The following is a 17,742-nucleotide window of genomic DNA, read 5'->3' as shown; positions in this document are numbered from 1 at the left end:
GCAGCTTTGGCGCGCGGCAAGCGCCCGAGGTCACGTTTCCATTCGCGAGTCGCGGGCAAAGTCTCCGATCTCTCACGTTGAGTGCTGGGCCTATTTTGAAATACAGGCCCAAGTATGAGAAGTAGTCATAACCAGGTCGCTTCTCCCAATGGCGATTCAGTCGCTCTGCAAATTTGCATGTTCCCGTATAACCTAATCGCATCGTAGCAAGTCAGTGCAAACGCAATTTCCTGGTCAACGGAAGTGCTTCTGGTAGTCAATTGTCGTGCAATTTTGCGGCATTGCGATATTAACGAGCCTAGCGTCACCCCTTCACATTTGGGTCAAGCGTGGTGCGTTTGGATCATTGCTTCCACGAGCATCAGAAACTCACTTGGCCACACCTAAGTAAACAAAATTCGACGCATAAAAAAACCGCTTGGTATTTGCTAACCAAGCGGTAAAAAGCGCTGACCAAGCGCAAGCCAATAGTTCAAAGTTACTCGTCAACCATACCGTGTTGTGCATAGCGAAGATTATGGCTTTGAAAAAGCAAGCATTACTATCGCAGCTGGGATAATCTTCAGCCTTCGAAAACATTGCTAAATCATACAGCGCCCCATATTCATTCGCTGTATGATCTCTCCGTGATATTTTGCGGCATTTAGCATAGCAGCCCGAATCTTCACAAATTAATCTCATGCTTGGCGAGTAAACTAACACCTCGACTTCTTACTAGAGCGGCGCTTTAAATGATCGACAGTAAAGATTTGCTACATTGGATCGACAGGGATCTTTCGTTGATGGACAAGATCTTTGATCGCATGCCTGATTTGATGTTTTACGTCAAGGATACATTGGGGCGTTACGTCGTAATTAACCAGACGCTCGTCCGGTACAGCGGAAAGCGAAATAAACAAGATGTCATCGGCCTGACAGCTGACGATCTGTTCCCGATCACAAGCTCGAGCATAGTCGCACAAGATTTGAGCGTCATTCACACAGGAAAAGAAATCATCGATGCCTTACGGCTTTTTCGCTCCGCCGATGGACATCGACAATGGTGTCTGAGTTCAAAGTTCGGGATTGTTGATGCTAACGATCAGACTACAGGATTGGTAGGCATATCTCGAATTCTGGCACGCCCGGATGAAAAGCACCTGGGATATAAACGGCTAATGGAATTTTCAAGGCTAGTTAAAGAAAACCTTGCTCAGCCGCAGCTCATTGCCGATATTGCGAGGGAAGTTGATCTCTCAATGGATACTCTGCAGCGATTAACCCGAGAGGTTTTTCAGTTGTCGCCGAAGCAGATTTTGATGAAGGCAAGAATCGAGAAGGCGTGTGACATGCTCGAACACAGTGAGGCGAGTATTACTGATATCGCAACTGAGTGCGGGTACTCGGATCACAGTGCATTTAGTCGTCAGTTCAAGGCTACGCTTCACTGCACGCCACAGCAATACCGCAGCACAACGATAAAAAATATAGCGCAAGATAATTTAGTATCAGCGCTATAAAAGTAAACCCTACAATCATCCGCGATCATTGAACATCAATATCGCGGATATTTATGACTTTAGTAGGTTGGAAGCTCTCCTAAGCGCTCCACAATATCGACACACCAACGTTTGAAACGAATGCACCAGGATTTTCTTATCATTATTGTCTCCACCTGAGAAGCGTTAACAATTCGATCCAGCGGTGATAGGGGCGCCAACGGCCTCCCTTTTTAATCTGTAAAAAAGTTATATTTTTTAGAATCGAATTAAGTCACCACAATCGAACCAAATGCATTGATGGCGCAGGCACGCCATCAATGCATATACAGTTCGGAGTTCGCCGGTCATTAAACGTGACTGGCGCTACCCATAAGGGCCTCTCTGAAACGGCTTCTCAGATACGGGCCATCGCGAGGTGGCAACGCAGTCGGTGCTGGGTCTGTCGTAACCTTCACACACAGCGTAACCGGGCCTTGGTGGCTATACAGTGTGTCGATTGCACTCTCAAGACCATCCTGGTCGTTCACGAGAATACTCTGGCCAAAGCCCACTGCTGTAGCGACGGCGTTGATACTGACACCACGGCCAGCATGGGCTGGCTGCATCCCTGTTTCGGCATAGTGCTCGTTATCAATTACAACAATGCTGAGGTTGTCAGGGCTGTGACAAGCAACTGTAGCCAGAGAGCCAAGGCCCATCATCATTTCGCCGTCACCGACAAATACGATGACACGTTTTGTCGGTTGAGCCAGAGCGATGCCCATACCGAACATCACTGCCCCCCCCATTGCCCCCCACAGGTAAAAATTCTGGGCGCAGTCGCCTGCAGCAGCGACGTCGAAAGTGGGGTTGCCGAGGCTTGTGACAGCTAGCGCATCGCCGCGATCTTTTAGAATCCGGGCCACGACTTCACGACGATTGAGAGTCGGTTTAATCTTCTGAATAGCCTGCATGATCACACTCACTTATTAAAGTTTTTGGTGCCGATGACGCGCTGCCCAATCAGGACTGCAACCATACGGCCGGTCTGGTAAGCGAAACGTGCGCCAGCGCTAACCGTCGCCTCGACCTCTTCGGCAGAATCGGCGCGGTACACATACACACCAGACGCTTCCAAAACTTCTTGAGTGGACTTACCCATAGCTACCTGCCATGGGTTGAACTCGCCCCATTCCCCCCTCATGGTAACAATCATGAAGAGTGGCATTCGGGTTTCATGTTGCAAGGAAAGCATGTTGATGCAGTTACCTACACCGCTTGACTGAACAAGAAGAACGCCACGTTGCCCTCCTGCCCAAGCGCCACCTAGTTGAGCAACACCCTCCTCCTCTGTGGTCAGCGAAACGGAGTGAATTTCCGGATCAGCATCACACATCTGGATCAACTTGCTATGCCCAGCATCCGGAACATAAACAACTTGCTTCACATCCAGTTTCTTAAATTCAGAAAATATTTGCTCTGGCCAATTTATCGTCACGTCTGCTCAACTCCAGTTGTTATTTTTGGCAAGAAAAAGCATGCAACCATCACGGGGTGTGGTAGCAAATTTTCGCTTAATAAATTACGGGCACATCAATATACAAGCCTTCGGGCAGCCTGAAAGCTGATAAGACGCGATCAGCCAGACAGTAAAGTTTTGCTTTAATTTCCACGGCAAGCCTCCGCCGCGAGACTTTTTAAGTCTCGCTAGTACCAATCAAGTTTTATACTACTTAACTGCGCGAACCTGGAGGGTTATTCCTGAACCATGCTCCGCAGAGTCAAAGTACGTAAACCCATTTCTGTTAGGCAAACGACCGCGAAGAATAGGCGTCAACCCGGCAGCAAATGCCTCTGATTCCGCAACATCGCAGTCAGGAACTGTGAACCCTAGATGGAACACGCCTTCACCTCGTTCCTCAAGGAAGCGACGTTGAAGAGTGTTTCCTTCAGGTGGCGCACATAATTGAAGCTGAAAATTTTCGAGATTGGCATATTTGTAGTGCAGCTTCACAAAGTCTTCGGCATTCGGAGCAAGCAACTCCCCTTTGAAAGCTTCCAATGAAGGAAATTGATTCCAAGGGCCTATTCCGAGAGATTCGTAGTAGGCGACAGCCTTATCCATGTCGCGAACAATTACGCAGACATGATGGAGAGTTTTGAAGATGCTTGTGTCGCTCATCACTTCACCTGTTTTTTCGCAAAGGCATCAGCAGATTCGACAAAGCTCTGACCAATCAACGGGTTCCATTGCACACCAGATTTAGCTTCTACACCTGGTTTAAGGCGCTGAGTTTCGTCGTAGTCACTCCATGGGTGCATGAACAAGGGCTCGGCACTTTCCAACGTCTCTAGACGCTCCGCATAGTCCGCGAGGTAAGCCACTCGCTCTTCAGCAGTCACACGGCCAGGCATCCATGCCGCAAATGGCGGTAGGACGGAGAAGCCGGTATAAGCCAGGAGGCCGTTGTGAATTGGCCAAAGTACATGCAGCAAATCCCCATCGATCCCGTTGGGCTCATAGAGTGTCGATGCAGTCCCTGTTGTCAGGCACAGCATTGCCTTCTTGCCTTTGAACAAGCCCGAGTCGTATTTGCGGCCGGCAGCATAGGCAAAGCCACGACTGAATACCCGATCGCACCACCCCTTCAGGATCGAAGGCATGGAGAACCACCACACTGGAAAGTGGAACAACACAAGGTCAGCCTCAGCAACTTTCTGCTGCTCACGAACAACGTCAGCACTTTGGCTATTCTGTGCGAACGCGTGTTCTTGCTCACGAGACAGATCCAAGAAATCCGCATTCTCGCGTTCAGCAAAATCTGCTGCCGACAGCACTGGATTCCACCCCATTGCGTAGAGGTCGCTGACGACAACTTCGTGACCTAAGCGGGTCAATGTTTCCACAGCTGTGTTCTTAAGCGCTGCGTTGAACGATGCCTGCTCTGGGTGTGCATAAACGATGAGAGCTTTCATTTACTACCACTCTGGATCTGAAAAAAAGGAGGCCTAAAAAACAGCCCAAACGAATCATCTGTGATCAACTTTAGGCCGCAAAGGGTTCAGTGTCTTGATGATCCTCGACCAGTTTCTGCGGTTTTTTGCATAGTCTGTGTTTTTTCCTTCCCCGTAAGATACTCCGTACTGGTGGCACAGCCCCGGGAACCCACTGCACAGGTGTAGCACCGCCCGTAGCAGCAACCGGCTGAATACTCCCAGGTGCCAGCAGCAAGAGCTGCATGGTGGGACGAGCCAAGATGATTGGAACCGACTCGGGAGTGCTTTCTTCTAGAGGTTGATCGACGTCCAGCATTGCGCAAACATGCGCCATGATCTGTTGGCTTGCTTCAGTTGAAGCGCAAAGGATATGGCTGCAGGCAAGCACCTCATGTGTAAAGACTCTTACGATGAGTGCGGCGAGGCTCGCCGGCAACGAATGCTCGTATGCCGGATGCTGAGCCAGCCAAATTTTTTTAATCCCGCAGACTTGGGCAGCTTGAAACGCAATCTCGCTCACTGCTTCACCCGCCAGTAGCAAATACACTTCAGCGCCTGGCAACTGTGCAGCGGCAATTGTTGCGCGCGTTTCCAGGGTTAAAGCACCGTCGGCATACTGAGCCAAAACCAGAAGCTTCATTTGGTAATCCGTGAGTTTTGACCAAGCGCTTAAGACAGCTTTTGCTCACAAGCCGCTAGTAATATCGATGCACAAATAACTTCTGATGCCGTCCGCAATGCCTCAACAGCAGGTGACGATGGCGCTATGCGCAACTGCTGATCGTGCGGGTCAATTCCATGGGGAAAACACGACCCCGCATCTGTCATCTGAACACCCGCTGCCTTGGCTAGCGCGACGACATGCTTCGCGGTTCCTGGGTAAACATCTACGCTGATGAAGTACCCACCCTTAGGGGTACTCCACTGTGCAAAGCCGTGTTGGCCGAGCTTGGCTTCCAGGATTTCGAGCACTGCGTCGAAACGAGGTTTAAGCAGCTCCCTGTGGGAATCCATCAGCGCTTTGAGGCCATTCAGATCACGCAGAAACCGGACATGGCGGAGCTGATTTATTTTGTCGGGCCCAACACTCCGCACCGAAGCGTGTTGCAACCACCACTTGATGTTGTCTCCCGAGCTACCAAACATGGCGAGGCCCGCACCAGCCTGGGTGACCTTGGAAGTCGAAGCAAAGACAAGCGCACGATTTGGATAACCATTTCGCGTGCACGCTTCATAAATGTTTTCAATCTGAACATCTTCGTCGGTCAGGTGATGCACGGTGTAAGCGTCATCCCAAAACAATCGAAAGTCAGGCGCAGCTGTAGGCATCGACGCGAGCGCCTCAATAACCAACTCACTGTAGATAGTGCCCGTAGGGTTACTGTACTTCGGAACGCACCACATCCCTCGAATAGAAGCATCCCGAGCAACCAAGCTACGAACTGCACTCATGTCCGGGCCATCTTCCAGCATTGGGATGGGGATCAAACGAATGCCAAAAGCTTCGCAGAGAGTGAAGTGACGATCGTATCCCGGAACAGGGCAGAGAAAGGCCACTGTCTCCTTTTCTTGCTGCCATGGACGAATGGATCCAGGCACTCCTCCGCGCATGGCGAACGACAGACAGTCGTACATAAGCGCAAGGCTTGAATTTCCGCTGACCACTACCTGGCTTTCAGGCACACCCAGCACGGGTGCAAACAGTCTACGAGCCTCAGGGATACCTTGCTGCCCCATGTAGTTTCGGCAGTCCGTACCATCCTCTGCTATGTAATCTCCAACCCCTGGTAGCTCCAGCAACTTGTTAGAGAGTTCAAGCTGCTCACTGCTGGGAACGCCGCGAGCCATGCTGATCGACAATTTCAACTCGCAAAGGCGAATATAATCATTCTGCGCACGCGCATGCAGCTGCGAAAGATCTTCCCTGGAGAGATCATCCAGTTTCATTTGTTAAGCCTCTGACTATTTTGAATACCCAGCAAACGTCGGGACAGTTCGGTAAGCGTCTGTACAGCGAGTGATTCGGAATCAGCTATAAAAGTCGCTCCGCCGGTCAACAATCCCATCAGCGCCCGAGCCGCAATATCGACATCCGAAACATTGAAAATGCCAGTTGAGACACCTCGCTTGATAATCGCAATGAGCTCCTTGCGGTACAGCTCATCTTGAGCAACAACCGTCGCGCGCTGGGCCCCTTTTAGATTTTTGAGCTCGAGCATCACCAAGTCTTCCTCTCTAGAGTTTCGCAATACGCGCCCCACGTGAAACGAGATGAAGGCATTGAGCTGCGTTAACGCGCTGGCACGTTTTGGCTTGATGGACAGCCAGTCGTTCAAGCGTTGCTGGAGAAGGGAATCCAGCACTTCTTCGAGCACATCAATCTTGCTTGGAAAGTGGTAATAAAGGCTCCCCGCCTGCATGCCCGCCTTTCTGGCCAGACTACGCATCGACATTGCAGAAAAGCCGCCTTCCATAATCAAATCAATGGCAGCGTTCACAATGAGCTGATCAGAGCCCACCTCAGTTGTTACCGCATTTGCCTGGTGCATATGGATAAAAACCTTGAGTTAACGGAGTTCAAACAGGGGCTGCGCGAAGCCAATGACTTGCCCTTCTTCAGCAACAGCCGCGACCAGCACTCCTGTACAACTTGCTTTAACCTCCTCCAGCAGGTCGTCGTTCTGCAGAAACGCAACGATCTGGCCTTCCTTGATCTCACTTCCAATCTTTACGAACGACTCTTCTCGCTGAGGATGAATGAGGCGCAGAACGCCCATGGACGGCGAGAGGATAATTTTGCACGGTTCCTCCTCTACCATCTCAATGTGAGCAGATGATGAGGTGCCGTTCGCCTTGGCGTCGAACCTCAGACTTAAACAGGCTCCCGCCTGCTCAAATTCAAAGGCTCTTAGAGAGTGTTTCTGAAGCAGAATCACAACCTTTTCGATGAATTCGGGGCTCATTTCGACGTCTCCTTATCCTGATCGAGATAGCGTTCTAGATGGTGAATGTCGAATCCCCCTTGAACGAAACCTGGTTCGCTCATGAGGCGTTGATGCAGCGGGATATTATTTTTGATACCAGTGAGCTGCGCCTCTCCCAAGGCACCGGCCATACGGTTGATAGCCTCCTCTCGGGTGGAACCATGGGCAAGGAACTTGGCGACAAGCGAGTCATAATGGGGTGGTACCTGATATCCAGAATACAGGTGGCTATCAATGCGAATACCTGGCCCTCCAGGTGGAAGCCAAGACTTCACTGTCCCTGGGGCTGGGACAAAACTGAACGGATCTTCAGCATTAATCCTGCATTCGACCGCATGCCCCCGAAGTGTGACTTGGCTTTGATCGATCGACAGAGGGAAACCTTGAGCAATCAGCAGTTGTTCACGCACGATATCCACCCCTGTTACCAATTCGGTAACCGGATGTTCAACTTGAACTCGGGTGTTCATCTCGATGAAAAAGAACTCACCGTTCTCATAGAGGAATTCGAACGTGCCGGCGCCCCTGTAACCTATCAGTTGGCATGCCTTCACACAGCGCTCGCCGATGAATGCAATAGCCTCTCTATCGACACCTGGAGCCGGAGACTCTTCGATAATCTTCTGGTGGCGTCGTTGCATTGAGCAGTCACGCTCGCCAAGCCACACGGCGTTGCCAAAATTGTCAGCCAGAATCTGGATTTCGATATGACGGGGATGCTCTAGAAACTTTTCCAGATACACCTCAGGATTACCAAAGGCTCGCCCGGCCTCCTCACGCGTCATGGCCACAGATTCATTCAGCTCAGCAGGTGTGCGGACAATGCGCATGCCGCGCCCTCCACCACCTCCAGATGCTTTTACGATGAGTGGGTATCCACACGTCTCAGCAATGTGGCGAACTTGCTCGACATCATCTGGCAGCGCGCCTGGTGAGCCAGGGACGCACGGAACACCAGCCTCCAGCATCGCTTGCTTGGCCGAAACTTTGTCCCCCATCAAGCGGATGGATGCAGAGCTGGGCCCAACAAATACGAGTCCTGCTGCTTCGATGTCAGCAGCAAAGCCAGCGTTTTCAGCCAAAAAGCCATAGCCCGGGTGGATAGCTCCCGCGTCTGTGAGCTTCGCCGCTTGAAGTAAGCGCTTGGAGTTCAGATAACTTTCACTTGCTGCAGCCGGGCCTATGCAAATGGCCTGGTCAGCCAATGCCACATGGCGCAGACCTGCATCAGCCTGGGAGTGCACCGCAATTGTGCGCACCCCTATATCCCTAGCAGCTCGCAACACACGTAACGCGATCTCACCGCGGTTGGCGATAAGTACACTGTCAAACAACGGCTTACTCATGATCGTCCATCGCCTCGATTGTGAACAAAGGGCTACCGGCTTCAATCATCTCGCCGTCACTTTTAAGGATCGCCACAATGCGACCGCTGCGATCTGCCTCAATGGGATTGAGCATCTTCATGGCCTCAACGATTGCCAGCGTCTGCCCTTCTTCGACAACATCTCCCACCTCAACAAAGGGTGGCTTGTCTGGTGAAGGCGAACGATAAAAAATTCCGACCAAGCTGGACGACACTGAATAGCCGGGTTTATCTGATGACACAGGCGGGACTGCTATTGAGCTATCTTCAGTCGCAGCGCTCGCAGGAATGATGTTGGTGGCAACCAGTCCACGCTGTGCTGAAGCGACAACAGTCAGACCGTGCAAGCCGAGACGGACGCGACAGTCCCCCTCGCTGTATTCCAACTCCGCGACTCCCGAGCGTTCGACAATTTCAATCAGGCGCTCGATAAACTCTATGTTCATATCTCTTCTCGCTTTGACGATACCGTCAGTCATTCGCTTAACGCTCAAACGAAACTGGCAATGACAACGTTTTGGGTTTCCAGAGTGCTTCGCACATGGGCGGCGATTGCGACAGCAGCCGGTGTATCGCTATGGACACAAATTGAATCGATGGGGCATGGAATGATCTTGCCCGAGATGGTTTCGATACCTTGAGCACGCACCATTCGTACAACCCGATCTGCAGCTTCGTCAGGATTGTGGATTACCGCGCCAGGTAACTTGCGCGAGACGAGATGCCCGTCCTCGGTATAAGCACGATCGGCAAAAATCTCTGAGCGCACTTCAAGGCCCATTTCGGAGGCAATGCGCGCCTGGTGCCCCAGGGCAATGACCAGACAGATCAAAGAAGGGTCTACGGCATGTATAGCGCGACACACCGCAGCAGCAACGTCTGGGTCAGTTTGCGTCAGATTTCCAAGCGCTCCATGAGCCTTGACGTGCGTGAGCGTATGGCCGGAATAGCTCGCCATCGCTTGTGAAGCACCAATCTGGTACGCCACTAACCGCTCTATTTCTGACACCGAGAAAGGAATATTCCGGCGACCAAAACCCCAGAGATCAGGAAAGCCGGGATGCGCGCCCACGGCCACGCCTCGTTCTTTTGCCATCGCATAAGTGGCAGCCATGATATCGGGGTCGCCACCGTGAAAGCCGCAAGCGACATTGGCAGAGCTGACGATGTTCAAAATGGCCTCATCATCGCCCATCGAATATGCGCCAAAACCTTCGCCCATGTCCGAGTTCAAATCGACCGTCAATGCATGCTGTGACATGAAAATACTCTCGTAAAAATTGTGGGCCTGCCGGCCCATCAAAGGGTCAGGCCCAACGTCCGCTCTAACTTGTTAAGCTCGAGATCCTGCTGCGTCTGAGCTTCGATTGCCTCTGCCAGATCAACCACCAAAAAACGCAGTTTGCTGCCGACCGGTGCTTGACCAAGCAGCGATAAGTCCGCGTCGATGACGTTGGCGATTTTTGGGTAGCCACCACACGTATTGGCCTCTGCCATCTGAATAATGGGTTGGCCAGATGGAGGTACTTGAACGGTGCCGGGGAGAATTCCGTGCGACAGAAGCTCCAACCGACTGCGCAACTTGAGCACCGACCCACTCAGTCGCATGCCCATGCGATTTGTCTCCTGAGTGACCTGCCAGGGCTCAGAGAAAAAACGCTCGCGGGCCTCCTCCTCGAAATCTTCATACTGAGCAGCAGCTAATACGCGAATGGTGGTTTCTGTAGTCAGAGATGGCAGTTCACGAGCAGCAGCGAGCCCACAGCTGCCGGTGTTTTTTGTCCGAGGTAGATTCAATGCCAGTTGATCACCGCGAGAAAGCCCACGGCCCTCAAACCCACCAAAACCGCTTTTCAAATCCGTCGCACGTGAGCCCAATAGCACTGGAACATCGATTCCACCTGCGAAGGCCAGGTAAACCCGGGCACCTCGTCGTGGGGCTTGAATAATCAATGTCTGACCAGCTTTGCCTTCACAGGCCCAGTTCGGTGGCAACTCAAAACCATCCAAATGAGCCAGCGCATCCGCGCCAGTTAGTGCAAATCGACTGTCAGTTATGAATCTCAGACGCGCAGGGAAAAGTACGATCTCCAGTCCTGCGAAATCTGCAGGGTTGCCGACCATGATGTTGGCCGTGCTGAGCGCAAACCTATCCATAGCGCCAGATTGGCCTACGCCAATGTTGAGGTAACCCTTGCGCCCCAAATCCTGAACAGAGTTCAAGGCACCAGTAGATAGAATTTCGATCATGATTCAATTCCAGCAATGCTGAAGCGAATGCTATCGCCTGGTTGCAAGAACGAAGGCGACTCACGCCGCTGGTCGAATAATTTCAGTTCTGTTCGGCCAATGACGTGCCAACCGGAAGGGGCCGAGCACGGCATGATCCCAGCCTGGGCACCACCAATAATGATTGCTCCTTCCTCCAGACGCATCCGAGGCACTGAGCGACGGGGAGTTGCGAGTCTAGGGTTCAACCCAGACAGGTATGGAAAACCTGGCATAGCGCCAACACAGGCAACCCGATAAACCGCCTCGCTGTGCAACCCTATGAAGGTTTGAACATCCATATTTGCCAGCTCGGCAATGACGGCCAAATCCTCACCTTGTTGCCCGCCATAGATAACTGGTACATCGATCTCTCGCCCCACGTGCTCATCAACAGTCACATGCGACCAGGCATGAAGTAGTTGCTCGGTTAGCACACCGACTGAAGTTTCAGTCGGTGAATAAACGATCAGCAGATTGTTCATCCCAGGTACGACTTCGCGTACGCCGGGCAAATGAGCAACCAGATTCGCCGTTGCAAGCACTCGCTGCTGCATTGGCTCACTGAATCCAATTGAGGCGGCATCAAGAAACAAACCTTGGCTGCCTGCAATGCAGACTTTTGGCATGGGATCGAGAGAGGACATGTCAGTGACTCACTCGTTAACAGGAACGGTGTAGTTCAGGATGAGGCGACCGCCATCGGGATAGATGGTCTGGCCGACGATGTAAGACGCGTCCTCGCTCGCCAGGAATGACGCAACACTGGCCACCTCTGACGCTTGACCTACGCGTGCGATTGGAGTGCGAGACAGCACGGTGTGCCGCTGTGCAGGGCTGGCCATTACCGAGTTCATCACCAGATCGGTCGCAATCGTTCCTGGGCCGATCGCGTTGACCCGAATTCCATGCGAGATCAAACCAACGGCCATAACGGCTGTTAGCTGCTTGATGCCACCTTTTGAAACTGCGTAAGCAACCGCTGTAGGGTTGGCGAGTACAGCATTGATGGACGACATATTGATGATCGAACCTTTGATCCCTTTCTCGATCATGACGCGGGCTGCAGCTTGGCCGATCAAAAAAGGAGACTTCAGGTTAACGCGCTGAGTTTTATCAAAGGCATCTTCGGGATAGTCAACGAAGTCCGCGGTGATGATAATTCCGGCGTTGTTTACGACAATATCCAGCGAGCCAAAGTGATCCACTGCCTTTGCTACAATCGCCTTGGCCATTGATGAGGAAATATCGCTCAAATCCGCGGCGTACCAAGTTGCGTTTTCGCCGAGACGCTCGGCCTGTGCACGAACTTTTTCCTCTTGCACATCGACCAACACTACCTTGGCACCGTCAGCCAAAAAACGCTCGGCACACGCCAAACCCAATCCCTGTGCAGCGCCAGTTACCAATGCGACCTTGTTTACGTGTTTCATAGCTACTCCCGTTTACTTTGGATAATCAAAAACTCAATTCGAAGTTTTGGTGGTAGAGACCTCAACGCACTGATTTACGAGTTAGCGCGACACAGTCAGTGGCCGCCCAGGTATGCGTTGCGAACTTCATCGTTGGTCAGTAACTCGTGCCCGGTGCCTGTCAAACGAATCTCACCGTTAACCATTACGTAGGCACGATCCGACAGCCTCAGCGCATGGTTGGCGTTCTGCTCGACCAGGAAGATCGTCATGCCTGTTTTCGCAAGCTCACGCAGTGTGGAGAAAATTTGTTTGACGACGATTGGCGCCAGCCCGAGGCTTGGCTCATCCAACAGCAACAGCTTGGGGCGGCTCATCAGGGCACGTGCAATGGCCAGCATTTGCTGCTCACCGCCGGACATAGTCATCGCACGCTGGTTCCTACGCTCCTTGAGGCGCGGGAACAGTTCAAACATGCGTTGCATATCTTCGTTGGCGTACTTGTCCCCAATCGGGATGGTGCCCATCATCAAGTTCTCTTCCACCGACATGTCGGGGAACACACGGCGTCCTTCTGGCGATTGAGCAATGCCGTTAGAGGCAATGTAGTGCGACGACTTGTGGGTGATGTCGGTACCTTGAAAGACGATCTGTCCGTTTGCTGCACGTGGTTGGCCGAAGATCGACATCAGCAACGTCGACTTACCTGCTCCGTTTGAACCGATCAGGCTGACAGTTTCGCCTTCGTTAATTTCTAGCGAGACTTTCTTCAGAGCCTGAATCGGCCCGTAGTACACATCGATGTCTTTCAGTGTGAGGATCGACTTAGTCATGCCAATTCCTCCTCATCTGCGCCCAGATACGCGGCAATCACTTTCGGATCGTTGCGGATCTGTTCCGGCTTGCCCTTGGCAATTACATTGCCGTGGTCGAGCACGACGATATCGTCGGAAATCCCCATAACCATGCCCATGTCATGCTCGATCAGCACGACGGTCATGTCATGGTTGTCACGCAGGTAACGAATCATGCCGCTGAGTGCTTCAGTTTCCTGTGGATTAAGGCCTGCAGCAGGTTCGTCCAGACAGATCACCTGTGGACGCGTGCACATGGCACGGGCAATTTCCAGACGGCGCTGCTGACCATAGGAAAGTTCACCAGCCAACCGATTGGCGCAATCCAAAAGATCGACCACTTCCAGCCAGTAGAAAGCGGTATTCATGGCGTCTTCCTCAGCCTTGCGGTAACCCTTGGTATTGAGGATCCCTGCAACCATGCTGCGGTTGACCCACATGTGCTGGGCGACCAAAAGGTTCTCGATAACGGACATCTCCTTGAACAGACGAATGTTCTGGAATGTCCGTGCAAGCCCTGCACGGTTTACCAAGTGCGTACCGCCGAACATCTTGTAGAACAGACGTCTGGCGAAGCGACCGGGCGAGATGAAGTCGGTGGGGAGAAATTGTTCACCGAGCAACTGAATGACATTGGTCTTCTTGCCGCGAGCATTAAGTTCTATGCGCCCGCCTGTTGCCTTGTAGAAACCCGTCAGGCAGTTGAATACGGTGGTCTTGCCTGCACCATTGGGGCCGATCAAGGCAAAGATCGAATTGCGGCGCACCTCCAAGCTGACATCGCTGAGGGCCTTGATGCCACCGAAGTGCATCACCAGGTGCTCGACGGAAAGAACGATTTCGTCGTTCATTACACGCCCCCCACTTTCGTCAGTACACCTTTGCGTGGGCGGATTCCGATACGGCTGATACGGATCAGGCCACGGGGCCGCCAGATCATCATAAGCACCATCAGGATGCCGAACAGAAGAACGCGGTACTCAGCGAAGCTGCGAAGCATCTCTGGCGCCACGGTCAGCACGAACGCCGCAATCACCACGCCAACCGTGGAGCCCATGCCGCCGAGTACAACGATGGCGAGAATCAGCGCAGACTCGAAGAAGGTGAACGAGGTCGGGTTGACGAAGCCTTGATAGCTGGCAAAAAACACACCCGCTAGACCTGCGGTTGAGGCACCAATAGCGAATGCCGAGAGCTTGACCAGAACATGGTTCAGGCCCATGGAGCGGCAGGCGATTTCATCTTCACGCAAGGCCTCCCATGCTCGACCGATCGGCATGCGGGTAAGGCGATGCTTGATGTACAACACAGCCAGAACCACCAGGAACAGCACGACGTAAATGAAGATAAATTTGAGGTTGGGGTTGTAATCCATACCCAGCAATTGGTGGATCGGTATCCCACCCTCTTTCGCCTGCCTACCGAACTCAATTCCCATGAATGTAGGTGCTGGAACTGGTAAACCGTTGGGGCCGCCAGTGAAGGACAGCCAGTTGTTGAGCACCAGTCGAATGATTTCACCGAAGCCCAAGGTCACGATGGCCAGATAGTCGCCATGCAGCCGCAAAACCGGAAAGCCCAATAGACAACCCGCGAACCCAGCAGCAATAGCGGCCAGTGGTAACACAGACCAGAACCCGAGCCCCAGGTATTGATATCCCAATGCCAGGCCATAAGCCCCGATCGCATAAAAGCCGACATAACCCAAATCTAGAAGACCTGCCAGACCGACCACGATGTTCAGGCCAAGACCCAGAAGAACGTAGATCAGACCAAGGATGACCACTGTAATCAGGTACTTGTCAGCGAAGGCTGGAAAGATCAGAGCGACGACCACCACCAATGGCATGATCCAGAGCAGGCGTGATCTGTGATCAGGCTTTAAGACATGCACACCGCTGTCGGCGTGAGTGAAATGATGGGATAACCGCTGCCCTGTTTGAGTTTGTAGGAACAGGCTCAACGCCAAACGTCCAGCCATGACAATCGCTGTCATCCAGGCTACTCGAGCGGGTTGCCAGTTGAAGCTATAACCGTCCAGAACGACACCCACAACCGGGCCAAAAACGATCAACGCCAAGAGGCCAGCGACCAACGTCTCGATAAGGCTTTTCTTGATATCGTAGGATTTGAAGCGATGCGCTTCATTCCCTAGTGCTTTATTCAGAGTTATGGAAGACATGCTCACACCTTTGTAACTAGGGGACGGCCAAGCAGGCCTTGTGGTCGCAAGATCAGGATGAGTACCAGCAGCGCGAAGCTGAAAACGTCCTTGTAATCACTGTTGACCATCCCTGCGAATTGCGACTCAGCGACACCCAATATCAAGCCACCGAACATGGCTCCTGGTAACGACCCGATCCCACCGAGTACTGCTGCTGTGAATGCCTTTATGCCGATGATGAAACCTGCATAAAAATCAAACGTGCCGTAGTTCATGGTGATCAGAACACCTGCCAAAGCAGCCATGGCAGCGCCAATGATGAACACGTAAGAAATAACTCGATCCGTATTGATCCCCAGAATCGATGCCATTTTTCGGTCTTGCTGCACGGCGCGGCACATCCGTCCAAGCTTCGTGCACTTGATTAACCACGTGAGGATCGCCATGCCGATGAAAGCTGCAATCAGGATGAAAATCTTGGTGTAGGTAAGCTGAACAAAGCCGGTGCCGATCGAAAACCTCATCGATCCTTCAAGCAAAGTAGGCACGCCCTGCTGACGCGCCCCTTGGCTTATTTGCACGTAGTTCTGCAGGATCAGAGACATGCCTATGGCACTGATCAGCGGCGCCAATCGCGTCGAGTTACGCAGCGGTTTATAGGCCACGCGCTCGATCACTAACCCATACACACCTGTGACCACAATCGTGAAAACCAGGGTGCCCAGAATGAGGAAGGGAAATGACTGGAGACCGAAGAAAGAAAATACGGCTAGCCCGATTGCAGCTAAATACGCAGAGACCATATACACATCGCCATGGGCGAAGTTGATCATCCCGATAATGCCGTAGACCATGGTGTATCCGATCGCAATCAGCCCATACACTGAGCCAAGCGTCAGGCCATTCACCATCTGCTGAAGAAAGATGCCGTCCACGATTAGAGTTCCGTCAGTGAGTTGAGAAACACGCACCTTGTCTCGACCCGCTAACGGGTCGAGACAAGTGAGCACCCGGTCAAATTTGTTTGTATTTGCCGTCAGGGCCCCACTGATACATCACATAATCGGAAACCTTCAGATCACCATTCTTGTCCCACTCTTTGTTGCCAATCGCAGTAGGTACCGGATGGTTCTTTAACCAAACAGCAGCCTTCTCACCGTTGGTGCTTTTGATCGCACTGAACGCCGCCGCTAATGCTTGAACCGAAGAATAGGAATACAGGGTGTAGCCTTCCGGCTCGTAGCCATTGGCTCGGAATTTTTCAACGACAGTTTTACCGGCAGGGTTGTTACGCGGATCGGCTCCAAATGTCATCATCACGCCATTCACGTACTGAGCCCCGCCTGCGGCGCTGACCAACTCATCGGTCACGATGCCGTCGCCAGAAATAAATTTCGCTGTAACACCCTGTTCACGCAGCTGCCGTACAAGCGGGCCAGCTTCTGGATGCAAACCACCGAAATAGACCACTTCGGGATCAGTCGAGCGAATCTTTGTAACGAGGGCATTGAAGTCCTTTTCTCCGCGGGTCAAACCCTCGTAAAGCACTTCCTTGACACCCTTTTTGTTGAGCTCAAGCTTTGTCGCGTCGGCTAAGCCCTGACCGTACGTATCCTTGTCATGAATGATCACAACTCGCTTGGCTTTGAGGACATCAGCGATGTAATCGCCAGCGACGATGCCTTGTTGATCATCGCGTCCGCAGTTGCGGAAAACTGTTGGCAACCCACGCTCAGTCACTTTAGGGTTGGTTGCTGCCGGACTGATGCTGACGACGCCGGCATCGGCGTAAATCTCATTCGTCGGAATAACTGATGACGAACAGAAGTGACCTACCACTGCGACCACTTTGTCTGACTCGATCAACCGGTTCGCAACAGCGACTGCTTGTTTTGGGTCACAGGCGTCGTCGCCCTTAACTAGGCGAATTTTCTCGCCATTGATACCGCCATCGTTATTTATGGCTTCTGCGGCAGCCTGGGCTCCTCGCCAGACCTGATCACCATAAGCCGCATAGGTGCCCGTAAAGGGCCCAGCCACACCGATCACAACATCAGCATGAACGGCACCGCTGACTAACGCAGCAGCCAACGTTGCACTCACCAAAAACGGTTTTGCTTTACCACTCATATCGCTCGCTCCAAGGTAGAACAGCTCTATTGCGACCCTCAACTCCATACCGCAAACTGCACAACGCGACTGAAAAAGAAGGTCTTTAAGGGATCAGCAGAAGAAAA

20 protein-coding genes are annotated in these 17,742 nt (G+C 52.3%); 1 reads left to right on the top strand and 19 read right to left on the bottom strand.

Annotated features, from left to right (window positions below):
• Positions 1-731: 731 nt before the first annotated feature.
• Positions 732-1,499, top strand: coding sequence for a helix-turn-helix domain-containing protein (locus tag AC07XF_RS02420; RefSeq protein ID WP_492583390.1), 768 nt, complete (start codon positions 732-734; stop codon positions 1,497-1,499).
• 329 nt (positions 1,500-1,828) lie between these two features.
• Here AC07XF_RS02420 and AC07XF_RS02415 read toward each other — a convergent pair whose 3' ends face one another.
• The 19 genes from AC07XF_RS02415 to AC07XF_RS02325 form a co-directional block, all read right to left on the bottom strand.
• Positions 1,829-2,434: a thiamine pyrophosphate-dependent enzyme gene (locus tag AC07XF_RS02415; RefSeq protein WP_492583392.1), complete on the bottom strand. Its 606-nt coding sequence runs from the start codon at positions 2,432-2,434 to the stop codon at positions 1,829-1,831.
• An 8-nt stretch (positions 2,435-2,442) separates the two neighbouring features.
• Positions 2,443-2,958 carry a phosphonopyruvate decarboxylase gene (locus AC07XF_RS02410; RefSeq protein WP_495025243.1) on the bottom strand — a complete coding sequence of 172 codons (516 nt, stop codon included), beginning with the start codon at positions 2,956-2,958 and terminating at the stop codon, positions 2,443-2,445.
• Positions 2,959-3,189: 231 nt separating this feature from the next.
• Positions 3,190-3,642, bottom strand: coding sequence for a VOC family protein (locus AC07XF_RS02405; protein ID WP_495025242.1), 453 nt, complete (start codon positions 3,640-3,642; stop codon positions 3,190-3,192).
• Positions 3,642-4,436, bottom strand: coding sequence for an NAD(P)H-dependent oxidoreductase (locus AC07XF_RS02400; RefSeq protein WP_495019233.1), 795 nt, complete (start codon positions 4,434-4,436; stop codon positions 3,642-3,644). Before AC07XF_RS02400 ends, AC07XF_RS02405 begins: the two co-directional genes overlap by 1 nt.
• Before the next feature lie 70 nt (positions 4,437-4,506).
• On the bottom strand, positions 4,507-5,097 hold the full coding sequence (locus AC07XF_RS02395) for an adenine nucleotide alpha hydrolase family protein (RefSeq protein ID WP_495025241.1): 591 nt from the start codon (positions 5,095-5,097) through the stop codon (positions 4,507-4,509).
• Between the two features lie 29 nt (positions 5,098-5,126).
• Complete coding sequence (locus tag AC07XF_RS02390) at positions 5,127-6,404, bottom strand: aspartate aminotransferase type Ic (protein WP_495025240.1); 1,278 nt, start codon at positions 6,402-6,404, stop codon at positions 5,127-5,129.
• Positions 6,401-7,006: a TetR/AcrR family transcriptional regulator gene (locus AC07XF_RS02385; protein ID WP_492583402.1), complete on the bottom strand. Its 606-nt coding sequence runs from the start codon at positions 7,004-7,006 to the stop codon at positions 6,401-6,403. Before AC07XF_RS02385 ends, AC07XF_RS02390 begins: the two co-directional genes overlap by 4 nt.
• Positions 7,007-7,024: 18 nt before the next feature.
• Positions 7,025-7,420 carry a biotin/lipoyl-containing protein gene (locus tag AC07XF_RS02380; RefSeq protein ID WP_495025239.1) on the bottom strand — a complete coding sequence of 132 codons (396 nt, stop codon included), beginning with the start codon at positions 7,418-7,420 and terminating at the stop codon, positions 7,025-7,027.
• Entirely contained in the window at positions 7,417-8,775 is a 1,359-nt protein-coding gene (accC, locus tag AC07XF_RS02375; RefSeq protein WP_492587431.1) for an acetyl-CoA carboxylase biotin carboxylase subunit, read from the bottom strand. Before accC ends, AC07XF_RS02380 begins: the two co-directional genes overlap by 4 nt.
• Positions 8,776-8,779: 4 nt before the next feature.
• Complete coding sequence (gene accB / locus AC07XF_RS02370; RefSeq protein ID WP_492583406.1) at positions 8,780-9,286, bottom strand: acetyl-CoA carboxylase biotin carboxyl carrier protein; 507 nt, start codon at positions 9,284-9,286, stop codon at positions 8,780-8,782.
• Between the two features lie 11 nt (positions 9,287-9,297).
• The gene (locus AC07XF_RS02365; protein ID WP_495025238.1) at positions 9,298-10,107 is read right to left on the bottom strand and encodes a LamB/YcsF family protein; all 810 of its coding nucleotides are present in this window, start codon (positions 10,105-10,107) and stop codon (positions 9,298-9,300) included.
• The gene (locus AC07XF_RS02360; RefSeq protein WP_495019228.1) at positions 10,107-11,057 is read right to left on the bottom strand and encodes a 5-oxoprolinase subunit C family protein; all 951 of its coding nucleotides are present in this window, start codon (positions 11,055-11,057) and stop codon (positions 10,107-10,109) included. Before AC07XF_RS02360 ends, AC07XF_RS02365 begins: the two co-directional genes overlap by 1 nt.
• The gene (pxpB, locus tag AC07XF_RS02355; protein ID WP_495025237.1) at positions 11,054-11,722 is read right to left on the bottom strand and encodes a 5-oxoprolinase subunit PxpB; all 669 of its coding nucleotides are present in this window, start codon (positions 11,720-11,722) and stop codon (positions 11,054-11,056) included. The genes AC07XF_RS02360 and pxpB overlap by 4 nt, the downstream gene beginning before the upstream one ends.
• A 9-nt stretch (positions 11,723-11,731) precedes the next feature.
• The gene (locus AC07XF_RS02350; protein ID WP_495025236.1) at positions 11,732-12,508 is read right to left on the bottom strand and encodes an SDR family NAD(P)-dependent oxidoreductase; all 777 of its coding nucleotides are present in this window, start codon (positions 12,506-12,508) and stop codon (positions 11,732-11,734) included.
• A gap of 95 nt (positions 12,509-12,603) precedes the next feature.
• Positions 12,604-13,320 (bottom strand): ABC transporter ATP-binding protein, encoded by a 717-nt coding sequence (locus tag AC07XF_RS02345; protein WP_492583416.1) that lies wholly within the window; start codon positions 13,318-13,320, stop codon positions 12,604-12,606.
• Positions 13,317-14,192: an ABC transporter ATP-binding protein gene (locus AC07XF_RS02340; protein ID WP_495025235.1), complete on the bottom strand. Its 876-nt coding sequence runs from the start codon at positions 14,190-14,192 to the stop codon at positions 13,317-13,319. The genes AC07XF_RS02345 and AC07XF_RS02340 overlap by 4 nt, the downstream gene beginning before the upstream one ends.
• Positions 14,192-15,523 (bottom strand): high-affinity branched-chain amino acid ABC transporter permease LivM, encoded by a 1,332-nt coding sequence (livM, locus tag AC07XF_RS02335; RefSeq protein ID WP_492583420.1) that lies wholly within the window; start codon positions 15,521-15,523, stop codon positions 14,192-14,194. Before livM ends, AC07XF_RS02340 begins: the two co-directional genes overlap by 1 nt.
• 2 nt (positions 15,524-15,525) lie before the next feature.
• Positions 15,526-16,440, bottom strand: a complete 915-nt coding sequence (locus AC07XF_RS02330) for an ABC transporter permease subunit (protein ID WP_492583422.1) — start codon at positions 16,438-16,440, stop codon at positions 15,526-15,528.
• Between the two features lie 79 nt (positions 16,441-16,519).
• Positions 16,520-17,635: a branched-chain amino acid ABC transporter substrate-binding protein gene (locus tag AC07XF_RS02325; protein WP_495025234.1), complete on the bottom strand. Its 1,116-nt coding sequence runs from the start codon at positions 17,633-17,635 to the stop codon at positions 16,520-16,522.
• Positions 17,636-17,742 lie beyond the last annotated feature (107 nt).

Source organism: Pseudomonas sp. GW821-FHT01C01 (assembly GCF_059422645.1).
Note: the sequence above shows the minus strand (reverse complement) of the source record. Positions and strands in the feature narration are given on the sequence as shown.